The sequence below is a fragment of the Leuconostoc citreum genome, from assembly GCF_007954785.1.
GTDB lineage: Bacteria > Bacillota > Bacilli > Lactobacillales > Lactobacillaceae > Leuconostoc > Leuconostoc citreum.
This window is the reverse complement of the sequence record NZ_CP042410.1, coordinates 1,307,715-1,326,647: the sequence shown is the minus strand read 5'-3', so window position 1 is coordinate 1,326,647 and position 18,933 is coordinate 1,307,715. Positions and strand designations below refer to the sequence as shown.

Below are 18,933 nucleotides of genomic sequence, written 5' to 3'. Positions count from 1 at the left end.
AGCGCACATGAATGCGCTTTTTTTCACTTTTGATTTTTTTGTGTTAGAGTAGATGTTACAGTAAAATCTTTCTTTTCATCAATAGTTAAGGATTTTGATAACATTGATGTATGAATAAGGAGTTTGTAATGCAAATTTTAAGAGAACATGCTAAACCATATCACAAAGATATCTTTTTTTCGTTGCTTGCTGTTGTGATTATGGCTGGTGCCTCACTATGGCAGCCCAGACTGCTACAGCACGTGATGACAGCTATTATCAAAAATGATCAACAAAATGTCTTGTTTTATGGAACGGAGTTGATTATTTTAGCCATCATTGGTTTGATTGCGGGTGTTATCAATACAGTTTTTGCTGCTAAGATTTCACAAGGTATAGCTGCTGATTTGAGAGCCAATCAATATCAAAAAATTCAATCTTTTTCATTCGGAAATATTGAAAAATTTTCTGCGGGTAATTTGGTTGTTCGCATGACAAATGATGTGAACCAAGTACAACAATTAATTATGATGATTTTACAATCATTAACACGTATTCCCATTTTGTTTATTGGGGCCTTTATTTTGGCGCTCATTACACTGCCACGGTTGTGGTGGATTGTTGTTTTGATGGTCATTTTAATTGCACTATCTTCTCAGATTGTTTTTAAACAAATGAGTAAATATTTTTCTCAAATTCAAAAGTTGATTGATAAAACAAACACCATCGCCAAAGAAAGTCTTCAAGGTGTTCGCGTGATTAAGTCATTCAATCAAGAAGATAATGAAATTAAGCACTTTACCGATAACTCGAATGATTTGACCCGTGTTACCACGATGATTGGCTATTTATTTTCTACCATGATTCCAATGTTCATGCTGATTTCTTACGTGGCCATTGGTGCCGCTGTTTATTTTGTTGGGCAAAGTGTTGTTGCACATCCAACTGACTTAGCAGCTATTACATCATTTATTTCATACTTAATGCAGATTTTCTTCGCAATTATGATTGGTGGTTTGATGTCGACATTTGCTTCACGTGGTTTTATTTCACTTGGACGTATAGGCGCTGTATTAGCAACGGTGCCGGATTTAACTTATCGTGCTGATGCACCTGAACAGCCATTATCAGGTGAAGTATCATTTAAGAATGTGTCCTTTACATATCCTAATGATGATAGGCCATCGCTGAAAAATATTTCTTTTGACATACATGCCGGAGAGATGATTGGTATTGTTGGGGCAACAGGTTCTGGGAAAACAACGTTAGCACAATTAATCCCAAGGTTGTATGATCCGACACAGGGAGATGTCCTTGTTGGAGGGGTCAATTTGAAGTCTGTTAATGAAAAATCCCTTCGTTCAGCGGTTTCTTACGTGTTACAGCGGGCAATTTTATTTAGTGGCCGCATCGCTGATAATTTACGCCAAGGCAGTAAAGATGCAGATGAGTTAGCACTAAAAAAAGCAGCTGATATTGCGCAAGCAGCAGAATTTATCAATCGCTATGATGATGGGTTTGATCATTATGTTGAAGAAAGATCTGCAAACTTATCTGGTGGTCAGAAGCAACGCTTATCAATAGCCCGTGGCGTTATTGGTAATCCAAAAATACTGATTCTGGATGACTCAACCTCTGCCTTAGATGCCCGTTCTGAAAAATTGGTGCAAGAGGCACTGAATCAGGAGTTGTCTAATACAACCACGATTGTGATTGCTGAAAAAATTAGTTCAGTTATTCATGCTGATCGTATCTTCGTATTAGACCAAGGCGAATTAGTTGGCATCGGCTCGCATCAAGAGTTGTTAACAACATCACCTATTTATTCTGAAATTTATCAGACACAAAAAGCGAAGGGAGCATCATAGCGTGAAAGACTTAAAACGTTCATTAAAATATTTTGCAACCTACCTCAAACGCTATTGGTTGGGTTTGTCATTTACCATTGTTGTGACAGCTGTTTCGACTTATTTTCAAGTACAAGCGCCAATTTATATGGGTAAAGCTATCACAGCATTATCCACATACTTAGGCCAATATATGAATCCCATAACGCAAAGTCAGGCTAACAAGACAGCTTTTTATCAGGCACTTGAAGCAATGATGATTTTCTTCATACTAACCGCTATAACGATGTTTATTTCGAGCTTTTTGGCATCACGTATTTCGGCTCAGGCTTCAGGCCAAATGCGCATTGGGCTATTTAGTAAACTCCAGCGTATGACCATTAAGTATTTTGACACGCATCGTGACGGTAAAATTCTATCATTGTTTACCTCTGATCTAGATAATATATTTAATGCGATGAATCAAGCTATTTTCGAATTGTTGTCGCAATTTGCGTTGTTTGTGGCTGTCATTTGGATGATGTTTAGTCAGAATGTTGCCTTAGCATGGGTGACGATGGCAACTACACCTGTGGCTATCTTAGTTGCCTGGTTTGTCATTTCTAAAGCGCGTCGTTACATAGATATGCAGCAAGATGCAACTGGTGAAATGAATGGTTATATTAATGAGCAAATCAATGGTGAAGCAATTATTATTACACAAGGACTGCAGCAGTCTTCCATTGCTGGATTCCAACCTTATAATGAAAAAGTACGTCAAGCGACATTCAAAGGACAGATGTACTCAGGCCTATTATTTCCATTGATGCAGGGCCTTTCTTTACTTAATTTGGCCATTGTTATTTTCTTTGGATCATGGCTTGTAGTTAGCGGCAGTATGAGCACTGCTGCAGGTTTGGGATTGATTGTTGTGTTTGTAAACTATTCGCAAGAGTATTACCAACCAATTACACAAATTACTTCTATTTATAATATGCTACAACTCGCAGTTACAGGTGCACGTCGCTTGTCTGAAGTGCATGAGCAGGCTGAAGAAATTAACCCTAAAAATGGTCATCAATTAACGGCCATCCAAAAAGATGTGACACTGGATAAGGTTAAATTTGGTTATCAAAAAGATAAAGAAATTTTGCATGATGTCACGGTTAACGTTAATCGAGGCGAAATGGTTGCGCTCGTGGGTCCAACAGGATCAGGCAAAACAACGGTGATGAACCTATTAAATCGTTTTTATGACGTGACTGGTGGCTCAGTAAAATTTGACGGGGTTGATATTCGCGAATTTGATATTAAGTCGTTGCGAGAACATGTTGGTATTGTCCTGCAGGATTCAGTTTTGTTTAGTGGTACTGTTGCTGATAATATTAAATTTGGGCAACCAGATGCGACAGATGAGGCGATGATGAGTGCGGCTAAACAAGCTAATATCCATGATTTCATTATGACACTGCCTGATCAGTACCATACTTTTGTCAACGATGAAACATCGGTATTTTCAACAGGCCAAAAGCAATTACTTTCCATTGCCCGTACTATTTTAACAAACCCAACGTTTTTGATTTTAGATGAGGCGACCTCAAACGTTGATACGGTTACCGAATCTCGTATACAAGCTGCAATGGATAATGTCATTGCAGGTAGGACGAGTTTCGTTATTGCGCATCGACTCAAAACAATATTAGGAGCCGATAAAATTGTTGTCTTAAAAGATGGCCGTGTGATTGAACAAGGTAACCATGATGAATTAGTTAAACAAAATGGTTTTTACGCTGAACTATATCATAATCAAATGGTTTTTGAGTAAAAAAAGCTGCGTCTTGAGACGTAGCTTTTTTATTAGCGACGTCTTTGGTTTATCTGAAGTCGTGGTAAGTTATGTTATAATGGTAATATTGCAATTCATAGGCTTTTAAAATCTACTATTGACACAAAATATGGAGGAGACAATGAATATTGGTCTTTTCACTGATACCTACTTTCCGCAAGTAAGTGGGGTCGCAACATCAATTAAAACACTCAAAGATGCACTTGAAGCTCAAGGCCATCAAGTTTATATTTTTACTTCGACTGATCCGAAAGTACCTAAAAATAAATTTGAACCACATATTTATCGCTTCTCTAGCGTAGCTTATGTGGGATTTAAGGACAGACGTTTAGCTTTTCGTGGCTTAATACAAGCAGTTGAGATTGCAAAATCGATACAACTTGACATTGTTCATACTCAGACAGAGTTTTCTCTGGGGCTACTTGGTAAAATTGTAGGCCGTCAATTAAAGATTCCAGTTATCCATACTTATCATACGATGTATGAAGATTATACGCATTACGTGGCTAAAGGGCTGTTAATAGGCCCTAAGGGTGTGGGTACGATTATGAAAGCTTATATGATGGGTATGTCAGCGGTGATAGCCCCATCTCAATTAGTACAAGAAACGCTACTACGCTATGGTGTAAAAGCACCTATACGTATTATTCCTACCGGTGTGGCTTTACCAAATCCAAGCGTTGCAAGGCAAAACTTGCGTGACCAGTTTGGCTTTTCATCGCGACAGCCTGTGATTTTATCATTAGGTCGATTAGCGTTTGAAAAAAATGTTGCACTGACTATTTCAGTCTTTTCAGAATTACTGCAAACATGGCCAGACGCGCAACTCGTTATTGCTGGTGACGGTCCAGCACGTAAGTCGTTAGAAGAACAAGTCAGTGAATTGTCACTAGAGAAGCAAGTCACTTTTGTAGGTATGGTCAATCATGATGATATCATGAACTATTATCAAATGAGTAATGTATTTGTTAGTTCTTCAGATACAGAGACGCAAGGGTTGACTTTTATTGAGGCAATGGCGGCCAATCGACCATTTGTGGCAATTCATTCGCCATACCTCGATAATTTAGTCGATAATGATGCCATTGGTACGCTAGTTTCTGATTATGATGAATTATTAGCTGGCATTGAAAAATACCTTACACATCAAGCAGCAGCTAAAGATCAGGCAATTCGTGCTAAAAAAATGCAAGATGTCGATGCCAATACTTTTGCTAAACGTGTCTTGTCTTTGTACCAAGACGTTTTATCGGACTATCATCAAAGTGACGATGTAGATGATGAATACCCCACAGATGACGAAGTTGGCTATATGAAGCGCATACTGCGTAATCCTTTCAGGAGAAATTAAGTGAAAGTACTACTTTATTTTGAAAATCAGAAATTAATCGCTAAATCAGGTATTGGTCGTGCGCTCAAATTACAACAAAGGGCACTCAGTTATACTGACGTTGAGGTGACAACTGATCCTAAATCGCGTGACTATGATGTTTTGCACATTAATACTTACGGTGTGAAGAGTCATTACATGGTCAACCAAGCGCACAAAATGGGTAAAAAGGTTGTCTATCATGGACATTCAACCTATGAAGATTTTCGGAATTCATTCACTGGATCTAATCTGATTGCACCGTTCTTTAAACGTTATCTCGTCTCATTATATAAAAAAGCAGATGCCATTATTACGCCAACACCTTATTCTAAACAACTACTACGCGGTTATCGACTGAGCCAATATATTGCTCCTATTTCTAATGGCATACCGCTAGAGAAGTATGCAGCGAGTGACGAAAAAGTAAAAAAATTTCGTGACTATTTTGATTTATCACCGGAACAAAAAGTGGTTATTAGTGTTGGCTTATTTTTTGAAAGAAAAGGCATTCTTGATTTTGTCACTTTGGCAAAGAAACACCCTGAATATGTTTTTATATGGTTTGGCTACACAGACTTACGTTTAGTGCCCCAAAAAATTAGTCGCTTGATTAAGGGTAATCATCCAAGAAACCTTATTTTTCCAGGTTATATTACAGGGGATGTTATTCAAGGCGCTTATCAAGGTGCTGACCTCTTCTTATATCCATCGTTTGAAGAGACAGAGGGGATAGTTGTCCTTGAAGCTTTGGCTTCTAAGCAAAAAGTGCTAGTCAGGGATATACCCGTTTATCATCATTGGCTGGCTGATGGCATTAATAGCTATAAAGCTAAAGATGTGGCTGCTTTTGAAACATTAATGGTTAAAATATTAAATCATGAACTACCTGATTTAACTGACGCAGGGTACCAATTAGCGGTGGAACGCAACTTGCCTGAAATAGGGCAACAGTTAAAACGTGTTTATCAGACCGTGTTGAACACATAAACCTGTTAGGGGGAAATATGTCAAGAAGAGATAAAATATCAGCAGTTATCGTTATTGTACTCACTGCTGTTGTTGTCTACTTTTTAACAAATGAATTACGTGGCAAGGGCGAACAGTTGAAACTTGCTTTACAGCATTTGGATTGGCGTTGGCTTTTTTTAGGGCTGCTCATGATGATCATATCGTTTTTCTTAGAATCAGCAGCCACCTATGCGATGCTTAATCAAGCAGATCGCAAAAAAACCTCTGTTGTCGCGTTATTGCGAGTACCGCTTTTGAACCAACTTGGGACAGGCGTGACACCGTTTGCAACTGGTGGGCAACCAGCACAACTTTATGGACTGACACGTTCAGGTGTTGAAGCAGGGCGAGCATTATCAGTCATATTGATGAAATTTTTAGTCTATCAAGTTGTGGTGGTCGTATGCTTTGTGATAGGTTATTTTGCCGCAGAGCATTTTATATATGCACAAGTTGACCCAACGTTTGCAACATTTATTCCGTTTGCAATTGCCATTCATGCAGTGGTAATCGTAGGTATTGCACTAGTCATGTTTTGGCCAGCGCTAACGATCAGAATTGTGGATATGGTGTCTCCGCTATTCAAAAGATTCATGTCAGAAGTGCGTTATAGGCGATTGATTAGAACAGTTAAACAAAAAATTGACAACTTTCATCAAGAATCACGTCGTGTGATTAGTAGTTGGGAATCTTTGTTAGGTGGTACATTTTTCACAACCTTACAATTGATTGTCTTCTATATGATACCTTATTTTGTTATTCGCGCTTTTGGTTACAGTGAAACCAATCCATGGCTAATTGTGACAATGAATATTATGATTGTGATGGTGATATCACTTTTCCCGATTCCGGGTGGTGTTGGTGGCGCTGAACTGAGCTTCCAATTGCTTTTTTCACCGTTTGTTAAAAATCCGGCAACATTAATACTTGTTATTTTAATTTGGCGCTTGATTACCTATTATTTTGGCTTATTTGCTGGTATTGTGGCGTATATGATACCAGCGCGCCATGTTACAAGGAGCAACCATGAAGATACAAAAAAATCACCAGATTAGTGATTTAAATCAGATATTGGGTCGTTTGCGCGCTATGATTGACGCAACTGACAATCAATTTCAAAGCCGGCGTTTTGATGTTTTTGGCATTGAAGCGTTACGAGTAGAATACGACCAGCTTACAAAGATTTGGACCGTGTATGAGCACCGCCAAATACGTCATTTTCAGTTTGATGACATTGACCTTGTAGCCATTGAAATTTATGATGTCCTACATGATTTTAAATTAATCTTTTGATTGACAGTGTTATATTGACGACTAAGCTGTATATGCTCGTCTCAGTCAAAGTATTATAGTTTGTAGGTATGTGAAGGAAAAGAATATGTTTAACCGTTTTAAAAAAATCCCAAGTCTGAAAACAATTTGGCAAAAAATTAAACGCACAATGGATACATCTGCACCACTGGTTTGGTTTTTTGTCTTAAATGTTGTGCTTGTTTGGTTTAAGACTTTTGTCAATTATCATATGAATTTTAATTTAGGTGCAGAAGGTGCGACACAGCAATTTCTGTTGTTCCTAAATCCAATACCAACTGCCATTATATTTTTGAGTATCGCACTGTATTTCCGTGGTGTGGTTAGTTATTGGGTGGCAATTGCTTTTAATCTGATTCAGTCGATTTGGCTGTTTGCCAATGTTTTATATTACCGCGAATTTTCTGACTTTCTCTCAATGGGTATTCTAAGTTCAGGTAGTTCAACGGGGAATAATTTGAGTAAATCAATTGCGGCAATTATTCACTGGTCAGATTATATGGTATTTGTTGATATCATCATTCTGATCTTGTTGGTGGTATTCAAGCAACTCACAATTGACCGTAAAGGTGTTCAAAAGAAATTTGCTATTTTAACTACAATACTTGGTTTTGCTTTGATGTTAGTTGATTTTGGAATTGCTTCAGCAGATCGATCAGGCCTGTTGACACGTTCATTTGATAACAATTATATTGTGAAATATTTAGGACTAAATGAATATGCTGTCTTTAATGCCGTACAAACGTATAATCAAACAGAGAGTCGTAAAAGAGCCAAGCCGGCTGATTTAACAAAAATTAAGAAATTTGTTGCCACACAAAAATTACCTGATAACATCCAATATTATGGTACGCAAAAAGGTAAGAATGTGTTTATGATTCATTTAGAATCATTTCAACAATTTTTAATTGATTACAAAGTAGACAATCGTGAAGTTACACCGAACTTGAATAAGTTTTACCATGATCAACATACATTAAGTTTTGATAATTTTTATAATCAAGTGGGCCAAGGTAAGACATCAGATGCTGAAATGATGCAAGAAAATTCGTTATACGGTCTAGCAACTGGATCTGCAATGGTGAAATATGGCACGAATAATACATTTGAGTCACTACCAGGTATTTTAGACCAACGTGGCTATACGACAGCAGCTTTTCATGGTGATGTGGCTAGTTTCTGGAACCGCGATAATACTTATAAATCATTTGGTTATAACTACTTCTTCTCAAAAGCTTACTATCCTAATGCTAGTAAGCCAAACTTCAATGTTGGCTATGGCTTGAAGGATAAAATTTTCTTGCAAGATAGTGCGAAATATATTGAACAATTACCACAACCTTTCTATGCCAAGCTGATAACTGTAACGAACCATTATCCATACGAAATTGATAAAGCAAATATTAGTTTTCCGGCAACCACGACAGGCGACAATACAGTTGATGGCTACGTTCAAACTGCCCATTATTTAGACCAAGCTTTTGGTGAACTTATGACTTATCTTCAAAAAGCTGGTTTATATGATAATTCTGTTTTTGTGCTTTATGGTGATCATTATGGTATTTCGGAAAATCATCAACCGGCGATTGCACAGCTACTTGGTAAAGATAAAGTCACGAATTACGATTTGGCACAGTTCCAGAAAGTACCTTTCATGATTCATGGCAATAATTTAAAGGGTGGGATTAACCACACTTATGGTGGCGAAATTGATATGCTACCAACGTTGCTTGACCTATTAGGGGTACCAGATGATAACATGACGATGTTTGGTCAGGATATGTTGTCACCAAAGTATGAAGGTGTCGTACCAATGCGTAATGGTAATTGGATTACGCCAAAGTATATGAAATATAATAATCAATATTTCAATACCACGAATGGGCAGCAAGTGACACTCGATTCTGATTCAGAGTTGAAAAAGATTGCAACAACAACGCAAGATTATGTCAATAAGGTATTGAGTTACTCAGATGCTGTAATTACTGGCGATTTATTACGTTTTGATACAGGTCGTTCTGATTTCCATCCAGTTAATAAAAAGGATTTTGATTATAAAAAGAGCACTGGCTTAGACCGGCTTAAGGAAGCGCAAAAAACAAATCCGTCTAGTGTACTCGCTAAAAATAATGGCAAATCGACTTTGGATATGTACAAAACTGATGCGCCCGAACTCAATGGGACATCAGCAGCAAATAATGATAATAGTAGTAGCAGTAGTAAATAAAACGAGCAAACAATAGAACGTTTGTTCGTTTTATTGTATAATAATATTAAAAGTCTATGAAAGAAGAAACCTATGCGTGAAAATGTTGCGGCTCAAGATTTCGAGGTTGTGTCTAAGTATCAGCCAACTGGTGATCAGCCTCGGGCAATTAGCCAGTTAGTCAGTGGAATTAATGCAGGTGTTAAAGAACAAATCTTGTTGGGAGCAACAGGCACAGGAAAAACATTTACCATTTCAAATGTCATTAAAACCGTTAAGAAACCGACACTAGTTTTAAGTCACAATAAAACGTTGGCGGGACAATTATATGGTGAATTAAAAGAATTCTTTCCAAACAATGCGGTTGAGTACTTCGTTTCTTATTATGATTACTATCAACCTGAGGCCTACGTCCCCAGTTCTGATACCTTTATTGAAAAAGATTCTGCCGTCAATGATGAAATCGATCAATTACGTAATTCGGCTACAAGTTCGCTTCTATCTCGTCGTGATGTCATTGTTGTGGCTTCTGTGAGTTCAATCTTTGGATTAGGCGATCCACATCAATATCAAGAACACGTCATTAACTTGCGTGTTGGTAATGAATATGGACGTGACCAGTTAATGCGTGATTTGATAGGCGTTCAATTCACACGTAACGATATTGATTTTCATCGTGGTTCTTTTCGTGTACGTGGCGATATTGTAGAAATTTTTCCGGCTTCTGAAGACGAGGTCGCTCTGCGAATTGAATTTTTTGGTGATGAAATCGATCGTATTAGAGAAATCAATGCCCTGACCGGCGAGACAGCTTCAGAACGTGATTTCGTGTCTATTTATCCAGCAAAACATTTTATGACGGATGATAATCAAATGCAACGCGCATTAAATGGTATTCGTCAAGAAATGGCAGCGCAAGTTACCAAGTTTGAACAAGAAGGTAAGTTATTAGAAGCCCAAAGGATTAAGCAGCGAACCGAATATGATTTAGCCATGCTTGAAGAAATGGGCTTTGTTGGTGGTATTGAAAATTATTCTCGCTGGATGGATGGCCGTCAAGCAGGCGAGCCACCTTTTACTTTACTCGATTTCTTCCCTGAAGATTTTTTGATTATTGTTGATGAAAGTCATGTGACGATGCCGCAAGTTAGAGGAATGTTTAACGGTGATCGTGCGCGTAAAGAGACACTGGTCAATTATGGCTTTCGCCTACCATCGGCTCTTGATAACCGACCATTAAAGCTGCCAGAATTTGAAAAGCATGTTAATCAAATTATTTATATGTCGGCAACGCCTGGTGATTATGAATTAGAGCGTGTAACAAAAGATCACATTGCACAACAGATTATACGACCAACAGGTTTATTAGATCCAGAAGTCGAAGTACGTCCAGTTATGGGACAAATTGATGATCTTGTTGGCGAAATTAACAAACGAACTGATAAAAATGAGCGTGTCTTTATTACAACGTTAACAAAACGTATGGCAGAAGACTTGACTGATTACCTTAAAAACGTCGGTATCAAAGTAGCTTACCTACATGCGGATATCAAAACGTTAGAACGTACAGAAATTATTCGTGATTTGCGTTTAGGAAAATATGATGTATTGATTGGGATTAACTTATTGCGAGAGGGGATTGATGTCCCTGAAGTATCATTAGTGGCAATTTTAGATGCAGATAAGGAAGGCTTTTTGCGCAATCCACGCTCGCTCATACAAACAATCGGGCGTGCAGCTCGTAACGCTAATGGCCATGTCATTATGTATGCTGATAGCGTTACAAAATCAATGCAAGAAGCCATGGACGAGACTGCAAGGCGCCGTGAAATACAAATGCAGTATAATACAGTACACGATATTGTACCAACGACAATTAAAAAAGACATTCGAGAACGTATCAGTGTCCGCACGGAAACCGATGGTGGGGCTGAAACAATTGATTTGACACAAGTAGCCTTCAGAGACTTACCGCAAGATGAGCAACAGGCCATTATTAAAAATATGGAAAGTCAAATGAAGTCTGCAGCAAAGGCCTTGAATTTCGAGGAAGCAGCACAACTTCGTGATAGTGTGATGAGCTTGAAGGCCAGCCTTTGATAGCAAATTTTACTACCAGTATCAAAACTAAGAGAGAATGAAGGGCTGAGCTATGACTATCATGTAGCGGTAGTTTGTTACACAATCTACCATCGAGCACATAGCTTAATAATAATTAAATGGCAAAGAAAAATATAGAAATACGTGGTGCACGCACCCAAAATTTAAAAAATATTGATGTTGATATTCCAAAAGACAAGCTCACGGTGATTACCGGTTTGTCCGGTTCAGGAAAGTCTTCCTTGGCTTTTGACACGCTTTATGCTGAAGGCCAGCGGCGTTATGTTGAAAGTCTATCTTCATACGCCAGACAGTTCTTAGGCCAGATGGACAAGCCAGATGTTGACTCGATTGACGGTTTATCTCCAGCAATTTCAATCGACCAAAAAACGACATCTAACAACCCAAGATCAACCGTTGGAACAGTTACTGAAATTAATGACTATTTCCGATTACTTTTTGCTCGTGTTGGGCGGCCTGATGATCCGGAAGATGGGACACAAATTGTTATGACAATCGACCAGATGGTCGAGAAAGTTTATCAGCAGCTCGCAACAGGAAGTCGTCTACAAGTTTTTGCGCCTATCATCAGTCATAAACGTGGTTCACACGAAACGGCTTTTGATAATATGAGAAAACAGGGTTATATTCGTGCTCGCGTAGACGGGAAAATTATTGAATTAGATACTGATACACCAAAGTTAAATAAAAACCAAGCGCACGATATTGATGTGATGGTTGATCGTGTTGTTTTGCGGGACGATGGACGTTCACGTTTATTTGATTCAATTGAGGCTGCTGTGCGATTAACTGATGGGTTAGTAACGCTTAATGTAGCTGTGCGTGAAGGGGAAACACCTGTTGCACCACTCAAATTTTCAGACCATTATCTTGGCGCCTTGAGAGACTTTCGAGTGGGTCGTTTAGAGCCACGTTTATTTAGTTTTAATGCGCCATTGGGTGCCTGTGAAGTTTGTCAAGGGCTAGGTGTTACACGCGAAGTTGATATTGATTTAGTTGTACCAGACACTAAGAAAACTTTGCGTGAAGGCGCCATTGCACCTTGGAATCCAATATCGTCAAACTACTATCCAGAAATGTTACAGCAGTTTGCGGAACAATTTAATATTGATATGGATAAACCGTTTGAGAAGTTACCTGAAAAAGTACAGCAATTAATATTATATGGTTCAGGGACAATGGATTTTCATTTCCACTATAAAAATGATTTTGGTGGCGTGCGTGATGTTGATATGCCTTTTGAGGGAGTGATTAACAATATCTCACGACGCTTTAATGAAACAAATTCAGATTTCACACGTGATCAAATGGCAAATTATATGACTGAGCTAGCGTGCCAAACGTGTCATGGTTATCGCTTAAATCAAGCGGCTTTATCAGTGAAAATTAATGGTAAGCATATTGGTGAAGTGTCAGAATTGCCAGTAGATCAGGAACTTGATTTTTTTAATACAATGGTATTAGGGCAGCAAGATGCTGAAATTGCAGCACCAATCGTTAAAGAAATTAAAGATCGCCTAGGCTTTTTAGAAAGCGTTGGTTTGAAATATTTGACACTATCACGTTCAGCACGCACACTCTCTGGTGGCGAATCACAACGTATTCGTTTAGCCACGCAGATTGGATCAAATTTGTCAGGTGTATTGTACGTACTTGATGAACCTTCAATCGGTTTGCATCAAAGAGATAACGACATGTTGTTACATGCCATGGATAATATGCGTGACCTGGGCAATACATTAGTTGTTGTTGAACACGACGAAGACACGATGATGGCTGCCGATTATTTGATAGATGTTGGGCCGGGTGCTGGCATTTTAGGTGGTGAAATTGTTGCCACCGGTACACCAGATGACGTTGCTAACAACGATAAATCGCTTACTGGTCAATATTTAGCAGGAAAACGCTTCATACCTATACCGGATAAGAGGCGCAAGGGAAATGGTAATGCGGTAACAATAAAGGGTGCGCGCGAAAATAACCTTAAAAATGTGACTGTTAAGTTTCCGCTGGCTAAGTTTATTGTTGTGACGGGTGTTTCAGGTTCAGGAAAATCAACACTGGTTAACCAAATTCTAAAACGTGCATTGAAGCAAAAACTGAATAATAACTCTCAAAAACCCGGAAAATACCGTGCGATTGAGGGAGTTGAAAATATTGATCAGGTAGTAGATATTGATCAAACGCCAATTGGGCGTACACCACGTTCAAATCCTGCGACTTATACGGGGGTTTTTGATGATATTAGGGATCTTTTTTCACAAACGAATGAAGCTAAAATGCGAGGCTATAATAAGGGGCGTTTTTCATTTAACACAAAGGGTGGTCGTTGTGAAAACTGCCGCGGAGATGGTGTCATTAAAATTGAGATGAACTTTCTTCCCGATATTTATGTTACATGTGAAGTCTGTGGTGGTACGCGGTATAACTCAGAAACACTGGAAGTAACATACAAGGGATTTAATATTTCACAAATCTTGGCGATGTCTGTGACCGAAGCATTGGCGTTCTTTTCACCAATTCCAAAAATAGCGCGTAAACTACAGACGATCAGTGATGTCGGTTTGGGTTATATTAAATTAGGGCAATCAGCAACAACTCTGTCTGGTGGTGAAGCCCAGCGTATGAAGTTGGCTTCGGAATTACATCGCCGGTCGAATGGAAAGACGATGTATATTCTAGATGAACCAACGACTGGTCTTCATGTGGATGATATTTCCCGTTTATTGTTAGTATTGCAGCGTTTAGTTGATGGCGGTAATACCGTTGTCGTGATTGAGCATAATTTAGATGTTATTAAGTCGGCTGATTGGCTTATTGATATGGGGCCTGAAGGTGGTGAAGGTGGCGGTAATGTTTTGGTTACCGGCACACCAGAAAAAGTAATTAAACATGAGGCATCATATACTGGTAAGTATTTGAAGACAATTATGGCGCGTGACAAAGCACGCCAAGAAAATAAAGCATAATTTAAAATAAAAAGCATGAACACGATTAAGCGTTCATGCTTTTTATTTTAAGTTACTTTGATGCGCCTTTTCGCAGGTTTAAATCGTGAATTGCCTTTAAAGCACGCTTACGTGTTTTAATATTGGGGCTTTTCAGATGACGTGCTGCTGAAGCGATGTCTAATTTTTCTGTCATGATGTAATAGATCTCCAATTTGATTATTTGCAAATAGGGACGGCAAATTTAAGAGAGCAATTTGCTAGCAATCTCACTTACAATTTATTAGTATATCAAAATTTCTGAAAATTGCAACAACATGATAAAATGTAATTATAATAATGAAGTTAAAAATCGAAAGGTCGAAGTGACTCCTTGGATACAGATGAAAGTGGCACGTTATGCGTCATTAATGTATGTGTAATTCAAAGATTACTATATAACGTATGCCAGATAAACCCAAAATTGTAATCATTGGCGGTGGTTCAGGATTACCCGTCATTATTAAACCACTTGTCAAACAAAAAATTGATTTGACAGCAATTGTTACTGTTGCAGATGATGGCGGTTCTAGTGGCCTACTGCGAAACTATATTAACATCGTACCACCTGGTGATATTCGAAATATACTAGTGGCTATGTCACATGTTGATCCAGCGATTACGCAAGTCATGCAATATCGTTTTAATGCCAAAGATGATTTTTTTGCTAAGCATGCTGTCGGCAATTTAATTATTGCAGCAATGACAGAAATGCATGGTAATATTTTTGATGCTGTGCAATATTTAGCCAAGTTTATGCGCGTGCGAGGGCGTATTTACCCTGTTTCGAATGAACCGCTAATTTTACATGCAGAATTTAAAGATGGGGAAGTCATTGCTGGAGAGTCTGAAATTACTCACGCGCATAAAGTCATTGACCACGTGTGGGTCACTGGAGATGAACCAGGCGAAGCACCTAAAGCTGCCCCTGAAGTTGTCCAGGCAATTTTAGATGCGGATATGATTGTCTATGGTCCTGGTAGTTTATTCACCTCTATATTACCTAATGTTGTTGTGCCAGAAGTTAACGAAGCCTTACGGTTAACACAGGCTAAGCAAGTTTATATATCTAACATCATGACGCAAAAAGGTGAAACGGATGCTTATACTGATGCGCAACATTTACTAGCCCTGAACGCGCATATTGGTTCCCCAGTGATTGATTATGTCATTGCGAATAATGCCGTTGTGCCAGAAGACTTCGTTGATTATCAAAAATGGGATGAAATTTCACATCAAGTTAAACTAGATGAGGCAGCTGTTAAAGTACAAGGCGCTGTCGAAGTACCGGGTGATTTTTTGCAATTACGTGATGCTGGTGCATTTCATGATGGTGAAAAAATCATGTTAGAATTGTTAAAAATTTTGGAGAATAGTTAATGTCCTACGCAGCAGATGTGAAAAAAGAGTTAACAGGTTTACGTGTTCATGATGGTAATGCCAAAGCTGAACTCTCTGCACTGATGCGCATGAATGGTGTTAGCACATTAGGCATAGATCAAACCGTTTCAGTTAAAACAGAGAATGCTGCCATTGCCAGGCGCATTTATACACTATTGAAACAAAATTATACACAAATAGAAGTCGAAGTGACAGTTGCCGAACACAACTACATGTCACAGCATAAGTCATACGGCGTGTTACTCAAAAACAAAGTATCAGATGTATTAACTGATTTGGGTGTTGATCCGTTTGGTTTGCACCCCGATATTCCTGACAGAATATTGAATCAAGTCGATAAACGACGATCCTTTCTGCGCGGCGCTTTTTTGGCGGCCGGGTCCGTTAATTCACCTGAGAAGGCTAATTACCATCTTGAAATTTTTACAACGCATGAAGAGTTGGCGGAAACGTTAAGATTAATGATGGCTGAATTTGGTTTGCCGGCAAAGATTATTGATCGCTCTGGGGGTTATGTCATATACATTAAGCGTGCTGAAAAGATAGTCGATTTTTTATCAACTATTGGGGCTACTCAAACAATGTTGCGCTTCGAGGATATCCGAATGATGCGTGATATGCGTAATTCTGTGAATCGTATGACCAATGCGGAACTAGCTAACATTCAAAAAACAGCTGATGCCGCTAATAAACAAGTGCAACAAATTTTGTTTATTGCTAATGAAATTGGTGATTTAGATTTATTGCCAAAGAAATTACGTGATATCGCTAAGGCGCGATTAGAACACCCTGATGATTCATTAGCAGAGTTAGGTGATCGTCTTGAGATTAGTAAATCAGGTGCAAATCATCGTATGAGAAAATTAAAAGCATTAGAAGATATGATCAATGCTGGCGTGACATACGACTTAAATAAATTGTAGGCAATTTTTAGCACTCTTCATGCGTTTGTGCTAAAATAGTCTTAAGCCGTTGTTTGACTAATTAAAAGCGGTAAACTGCAACAATGTTATGTTGCGAATATATTTTAAATAAGGAGCCTAACAATTATGTGGCCAGGAGTTATTGAACAAACTGCCAATGGACGTGAAAGTTATGATTTGCCTTCACGTTTGTTAAAAGATCGTATCGTTTTAGTACAAGGTGAAGTAGAAGATAGCATGGCAACGTCAATTGTTGCCCAATTGCTTTTTTTGGAAGCGCAAGACCCAACAAAAGAAATCTCAATGTATATTAATTCGCCAGGCGGATCAGTTACTGCTGGACTGTCAATTACAGATACAATGAACTTTATTAAAGCACCAGTTACAACAATTGTCATGGGGTTAGCAGCCTCTATGGGAACAATTATTGCGAGTTCTGGTGAAAAAGGTCATCGCTTTATGTTGCCTAATGCTGAATACCTTATTCACCAGCCAATGGGTGGTGCTGTGGGCGGAACACAGCAAACAGATATGGCAATTATTGCTGAACAATTAACCAAGACACGTGACAAGTTGAATAAAATTTTAGCTGATGCTTCTGATCGCGATTTGGAGACTATTGCCCGTGATACTGAACGTGACCACTGGATGAGCGCTGAAGAAACACTTGCTTACGGTTTTATTGACGGTATTTTAACAAAATCTGGTGAAAAGCCAACAACTAAATAAACAAAAAACGCAGGGGTAATCGTCTGCGTTTTTTGTTTGCATTAAATACAATATTATGGCTATGATATAAAAATAAGTTTAGTTAATATTTCACGTGCAAAAATGCACAAAATGGGGTAAAATAGAGTGGTAATATAAATTTTGGAGGATCTTATGAAGATTTTTGCTTATGGTATTCGTGATGACGAGAAGCCATCACTTGAAGATTGGAAGTCAGCTCATCCTGAAGTTGAAGTTGACTATACTCAAGAATTATTAACCCCTGAAACAGCAGCTTTAGCTAAAGGTTCAGACTCAGCAGTTGTTTATCAACAGTTAGATTATTCACGTGAGACGTTAGCTGCCCTAGCTGAAAATGGGGTGACAAACTTGTCACTTCGTAATGTGGGAACAGATAACATTGATTTTGATGCTGCTAAGGCATTCAATTTCAACGTATCTAACGTGCCTGTTTATTCACCTAACGCAATTGCAGAACATGCAGCAATTCAAGTTTCAGCATTATTGTCACAAGCTAAAGTCATGGAAAATAAAGTACAAAAACGTGACTTGCGTTGGGAACCAACAATCCGTCGCGAAGTACGTGACCAAGTTGTTGGTGTGGTTGGGACAGGTCACATAGGCCGTGTATTCATGCAGATTATGCAAGGATTTGGTGCAAAAGTGATTGCTTATGATGTCTATCGTAATGCTGAATTAGAAAAAACAGGCGTTTACGTTGACACATTGGACGAATTGTTAGCACAATCAGATATTGTATCGCTACACATTCCTCACATCCCAGGCACTAATGATCAAATGATTAATGCTGAAACAATTGCTAAGATGAAAGACGATGCTGTCTTAGTTAACGTATCACGTGGTCTACTTGTGGATACTGATGCTGTTGTTGCGGCCTTGGATTCAAAGAAATTGTTTGGCTTTGTTATGGATACTTACGAAGGCGAAGTGGGTGTGTTCAATAAGGATTGGTCAGTTAATGGGCTTGATGACAAGCGCTTAGATGACTTGATTTCTCGTGAAAACGTCTTTGTAACACCACATACTGCATTCTATACAACACATGCTGTAAAAGAAATGGTACACCAATCATTTGATGCTGCTGTAGCTTTTGCCAAGGGTGAGACACCAAGTATTGCTGTAAAGTATTAAGACTTATTGACTAAGCCCGGGCATTTGCGCGGGCTTTAGTGTGAATTGAAACGATTAGTGAACTTGTTTAAA

Annotated in this window: 14 protein-coding genes; 13 read left to right on the top strand and 1 reads right to left on the bottom strand. The window is 38.6% G+C overall.

Annotation, left to right across the window (positions count from 1 at the left end; all coding sequences use genetic code 11):
* Nucleotides 1-128 precede the first annotated feature (128 nt).
* The 9 genes from FGL72_RS06525 to uvrA all read left to right on the top strand — a co-directional run bounded on the left by FGL72_RS06525 (nt 129) and on the right by uvrA (nt 14,638).
* A complete protein-coding gene (locus FGL72_RS06525) occupies nt 129-1,847 on the top strand; it encodes an ABC transporter ATP-binding protein (RefSeq protein WP_085699722.1) in 1,719 nt (572 codons plus the stop codon).
* Between the two features lies 1 nt (nt 1,848).
* Nucleotides 1,849-3,630 carry an ABC transporter ATP-binding protein gene (locus tag FGL72_RS06520; RefSeq protein ID WP_004900081.1) on the top strand — a complete coding sequence of 594 codons (1,782 nt, stop codon included), beginning with the start codon at nt 1,849-1,851 and terminating at the stop codon, nt 3,628-3,630.
* 142 nt (nt 3,631-3,772) lie between these two features.
* The gene (locus FGL72_RS06515; protein WP_085699719.1) at nt 3,773-5,002 is read left to right on the top strand and encodes a glycosyltransferase family 4 protein; all 1,230 of its coding nucleotides are present in this window, start codon (nt 3,773-3,775) and stop codon (nt 5,000-5,002) included.
* A complete protein-coding gene (locus FGL72_RS06510; RefSeq protein WP_004900074.1) occupies nt 5,003-6,010 on the top strand; it encodes an LTA glycolipid anchor biosynthesis glycosyltransferase, IagA/BgsA family in 1,008 nt (335 codons plus the stop codon). It abuts the gene before it with no gap.
* Nucleotides 6,011-6,027: 17 nt separating this feature from the next.
* Complete coding sequence (locus tag FGL72_RS06505) at nt 6,028-7,086, top strand: lysylphosphatidylglycerol synthase transmembrane domain-containing protein (RefSeq protein ID WP_004905156.1); 1,059 nt, start codon at nt 6,028-6,030, stop codon at nt 7,084-7,086.
* Complete coding sequence (locus FGL72_RS06500; RefSeq protein WP_012305061.1) at nt 7,058-7,324, top strand: DUF1797 family protein; 267 nt, start codon at nt 7,058-7,060, stop codon at nt 7,322-7,324. The genes FGL72_RS06505 and FGL72_RS06500 overlap by 29 nt, the downstream gene beginning before the upstream one ends.
* An 85-nt stretch (nt 7,325-7,409) precedes the next feature.
* The gene (locus tag FGL72_RS06495) at nt 7,410-9,569 is read left to right on the top strand and encodes an LTA synthase family protein (protein ID WP_004905154.1); all 2,160 of its coding nucleotides are present in this window, start codon (nt 7,410-7,412) and stop codon (nt 9,567-9,569) included.
* Between the two features lie 72 nt (nt 9,570-9,641).
* A complete protein-coding gene (gene uvrB, locus FGL72_RS06490) occupies nt 9,642-11,648 on the top strand; it encodes an excinuclease ABC subunit UvrB (protein WP_004900068.1) in 2,007 nt (668 codons plus the stop codon).
* 119 nt (nt 11,649-11,767) lie between these two features.
* On the top strand, nt 11,768-14,638 hold the full coding sequence (uvrA, locus tag FGL72_RS06485) for an excinuclease ABC subunit UvrA (protein ID WP_004907372.1): 2,871 nt from the start codon (nt 11,768-11,770) through the stop codon (nt 14,636-14,638).
* Nucleotides 14,639-14,690: 52 nt separating this feature from the next.
* Here the strand turns inward: uvrA and FGL72_RS09760 are convergent, their stop codons facing one another.
* The gene (locus FGL72_RS09760; RefSeq protein ID WP_004900063.1) at nt 14,691-14,813 is read right to left on the bottom strand and encodes a putative metal homeostasis protein; all 123 of its coding nucleotides are present in this window, start codon (nt 14,811-14,813) and stop codon (nt 14,691-14,693) included.
* A gap of 248 nt (nt 14,814-15,061) precedes the next feature.
* Here FGL72_RS09760 and FGL72_RS06480 point away from each other — a divergent pair, with 248 nt between their 5' ends.
* From FGL72_RS06480 to FGL72_RS06465, 4 genes are all read left to right on the top strand, one after another.
* Nucleotides 15,062-16,036 carry a gluconeogenesis factor YvcK family protein gene (locus FGL72_RS06480; RefSeq protein WP_004900061.1) on the top strand — a complete coding sequence of 325 codons (975 nt, stop codon included), beginning with the start codon at nt 15,062-15,064 and terminating at the stop codon, nt 16,034-16,036.
* Nucleotides 16,036-16,980, top strand: a complete 945-nt coding sequence (gene whiA, locus FGL72_RS06475; RefSeq protein WP_004905152.1) for a DNA-binding protein WhiA — start codon at nt 16,036-16,038, stop codon at nt 16,978-16,980. The genes FGL72_RS06480 and whiA overlap by 1 nt, the downstream gene beginning before the upstream one ends.
* A 126-nt stretch (nt 16,981-17,106) precedes the next feature.
* Nucleotides 17,107-17,709 carry an ATP-dependent Clp protease proteolytic subunit gene (locus tag FGL72_RS06470; protein ID WP_004900057.1) on the top strand — a complete coding sequence of 201 codons (603 nt, stop codon included), beginning with the start codon at nt 17,107-17,109 and terminating at the stop codon, nt 17,707-17,709.
* Nucleotides 17,710-17,862: 153 nt separating this feature from the next.
* Nucleotides 17,863-18,861 carry a D-2-hydroxyacid dehydrogenase gene (locus tag FGL72_RS06465; RefSeq protein ID WP_004905151.1) on the top strand — a complete coding sequence of 333 codons (999 nt, stop codon included), beginning with the start codon at nt 17,863-17,865 and terminating at the stop codon, nt 18,859-18,861.
* Nucleotides 18,862-18,933 lie beyond the last annotated feature (72 nt).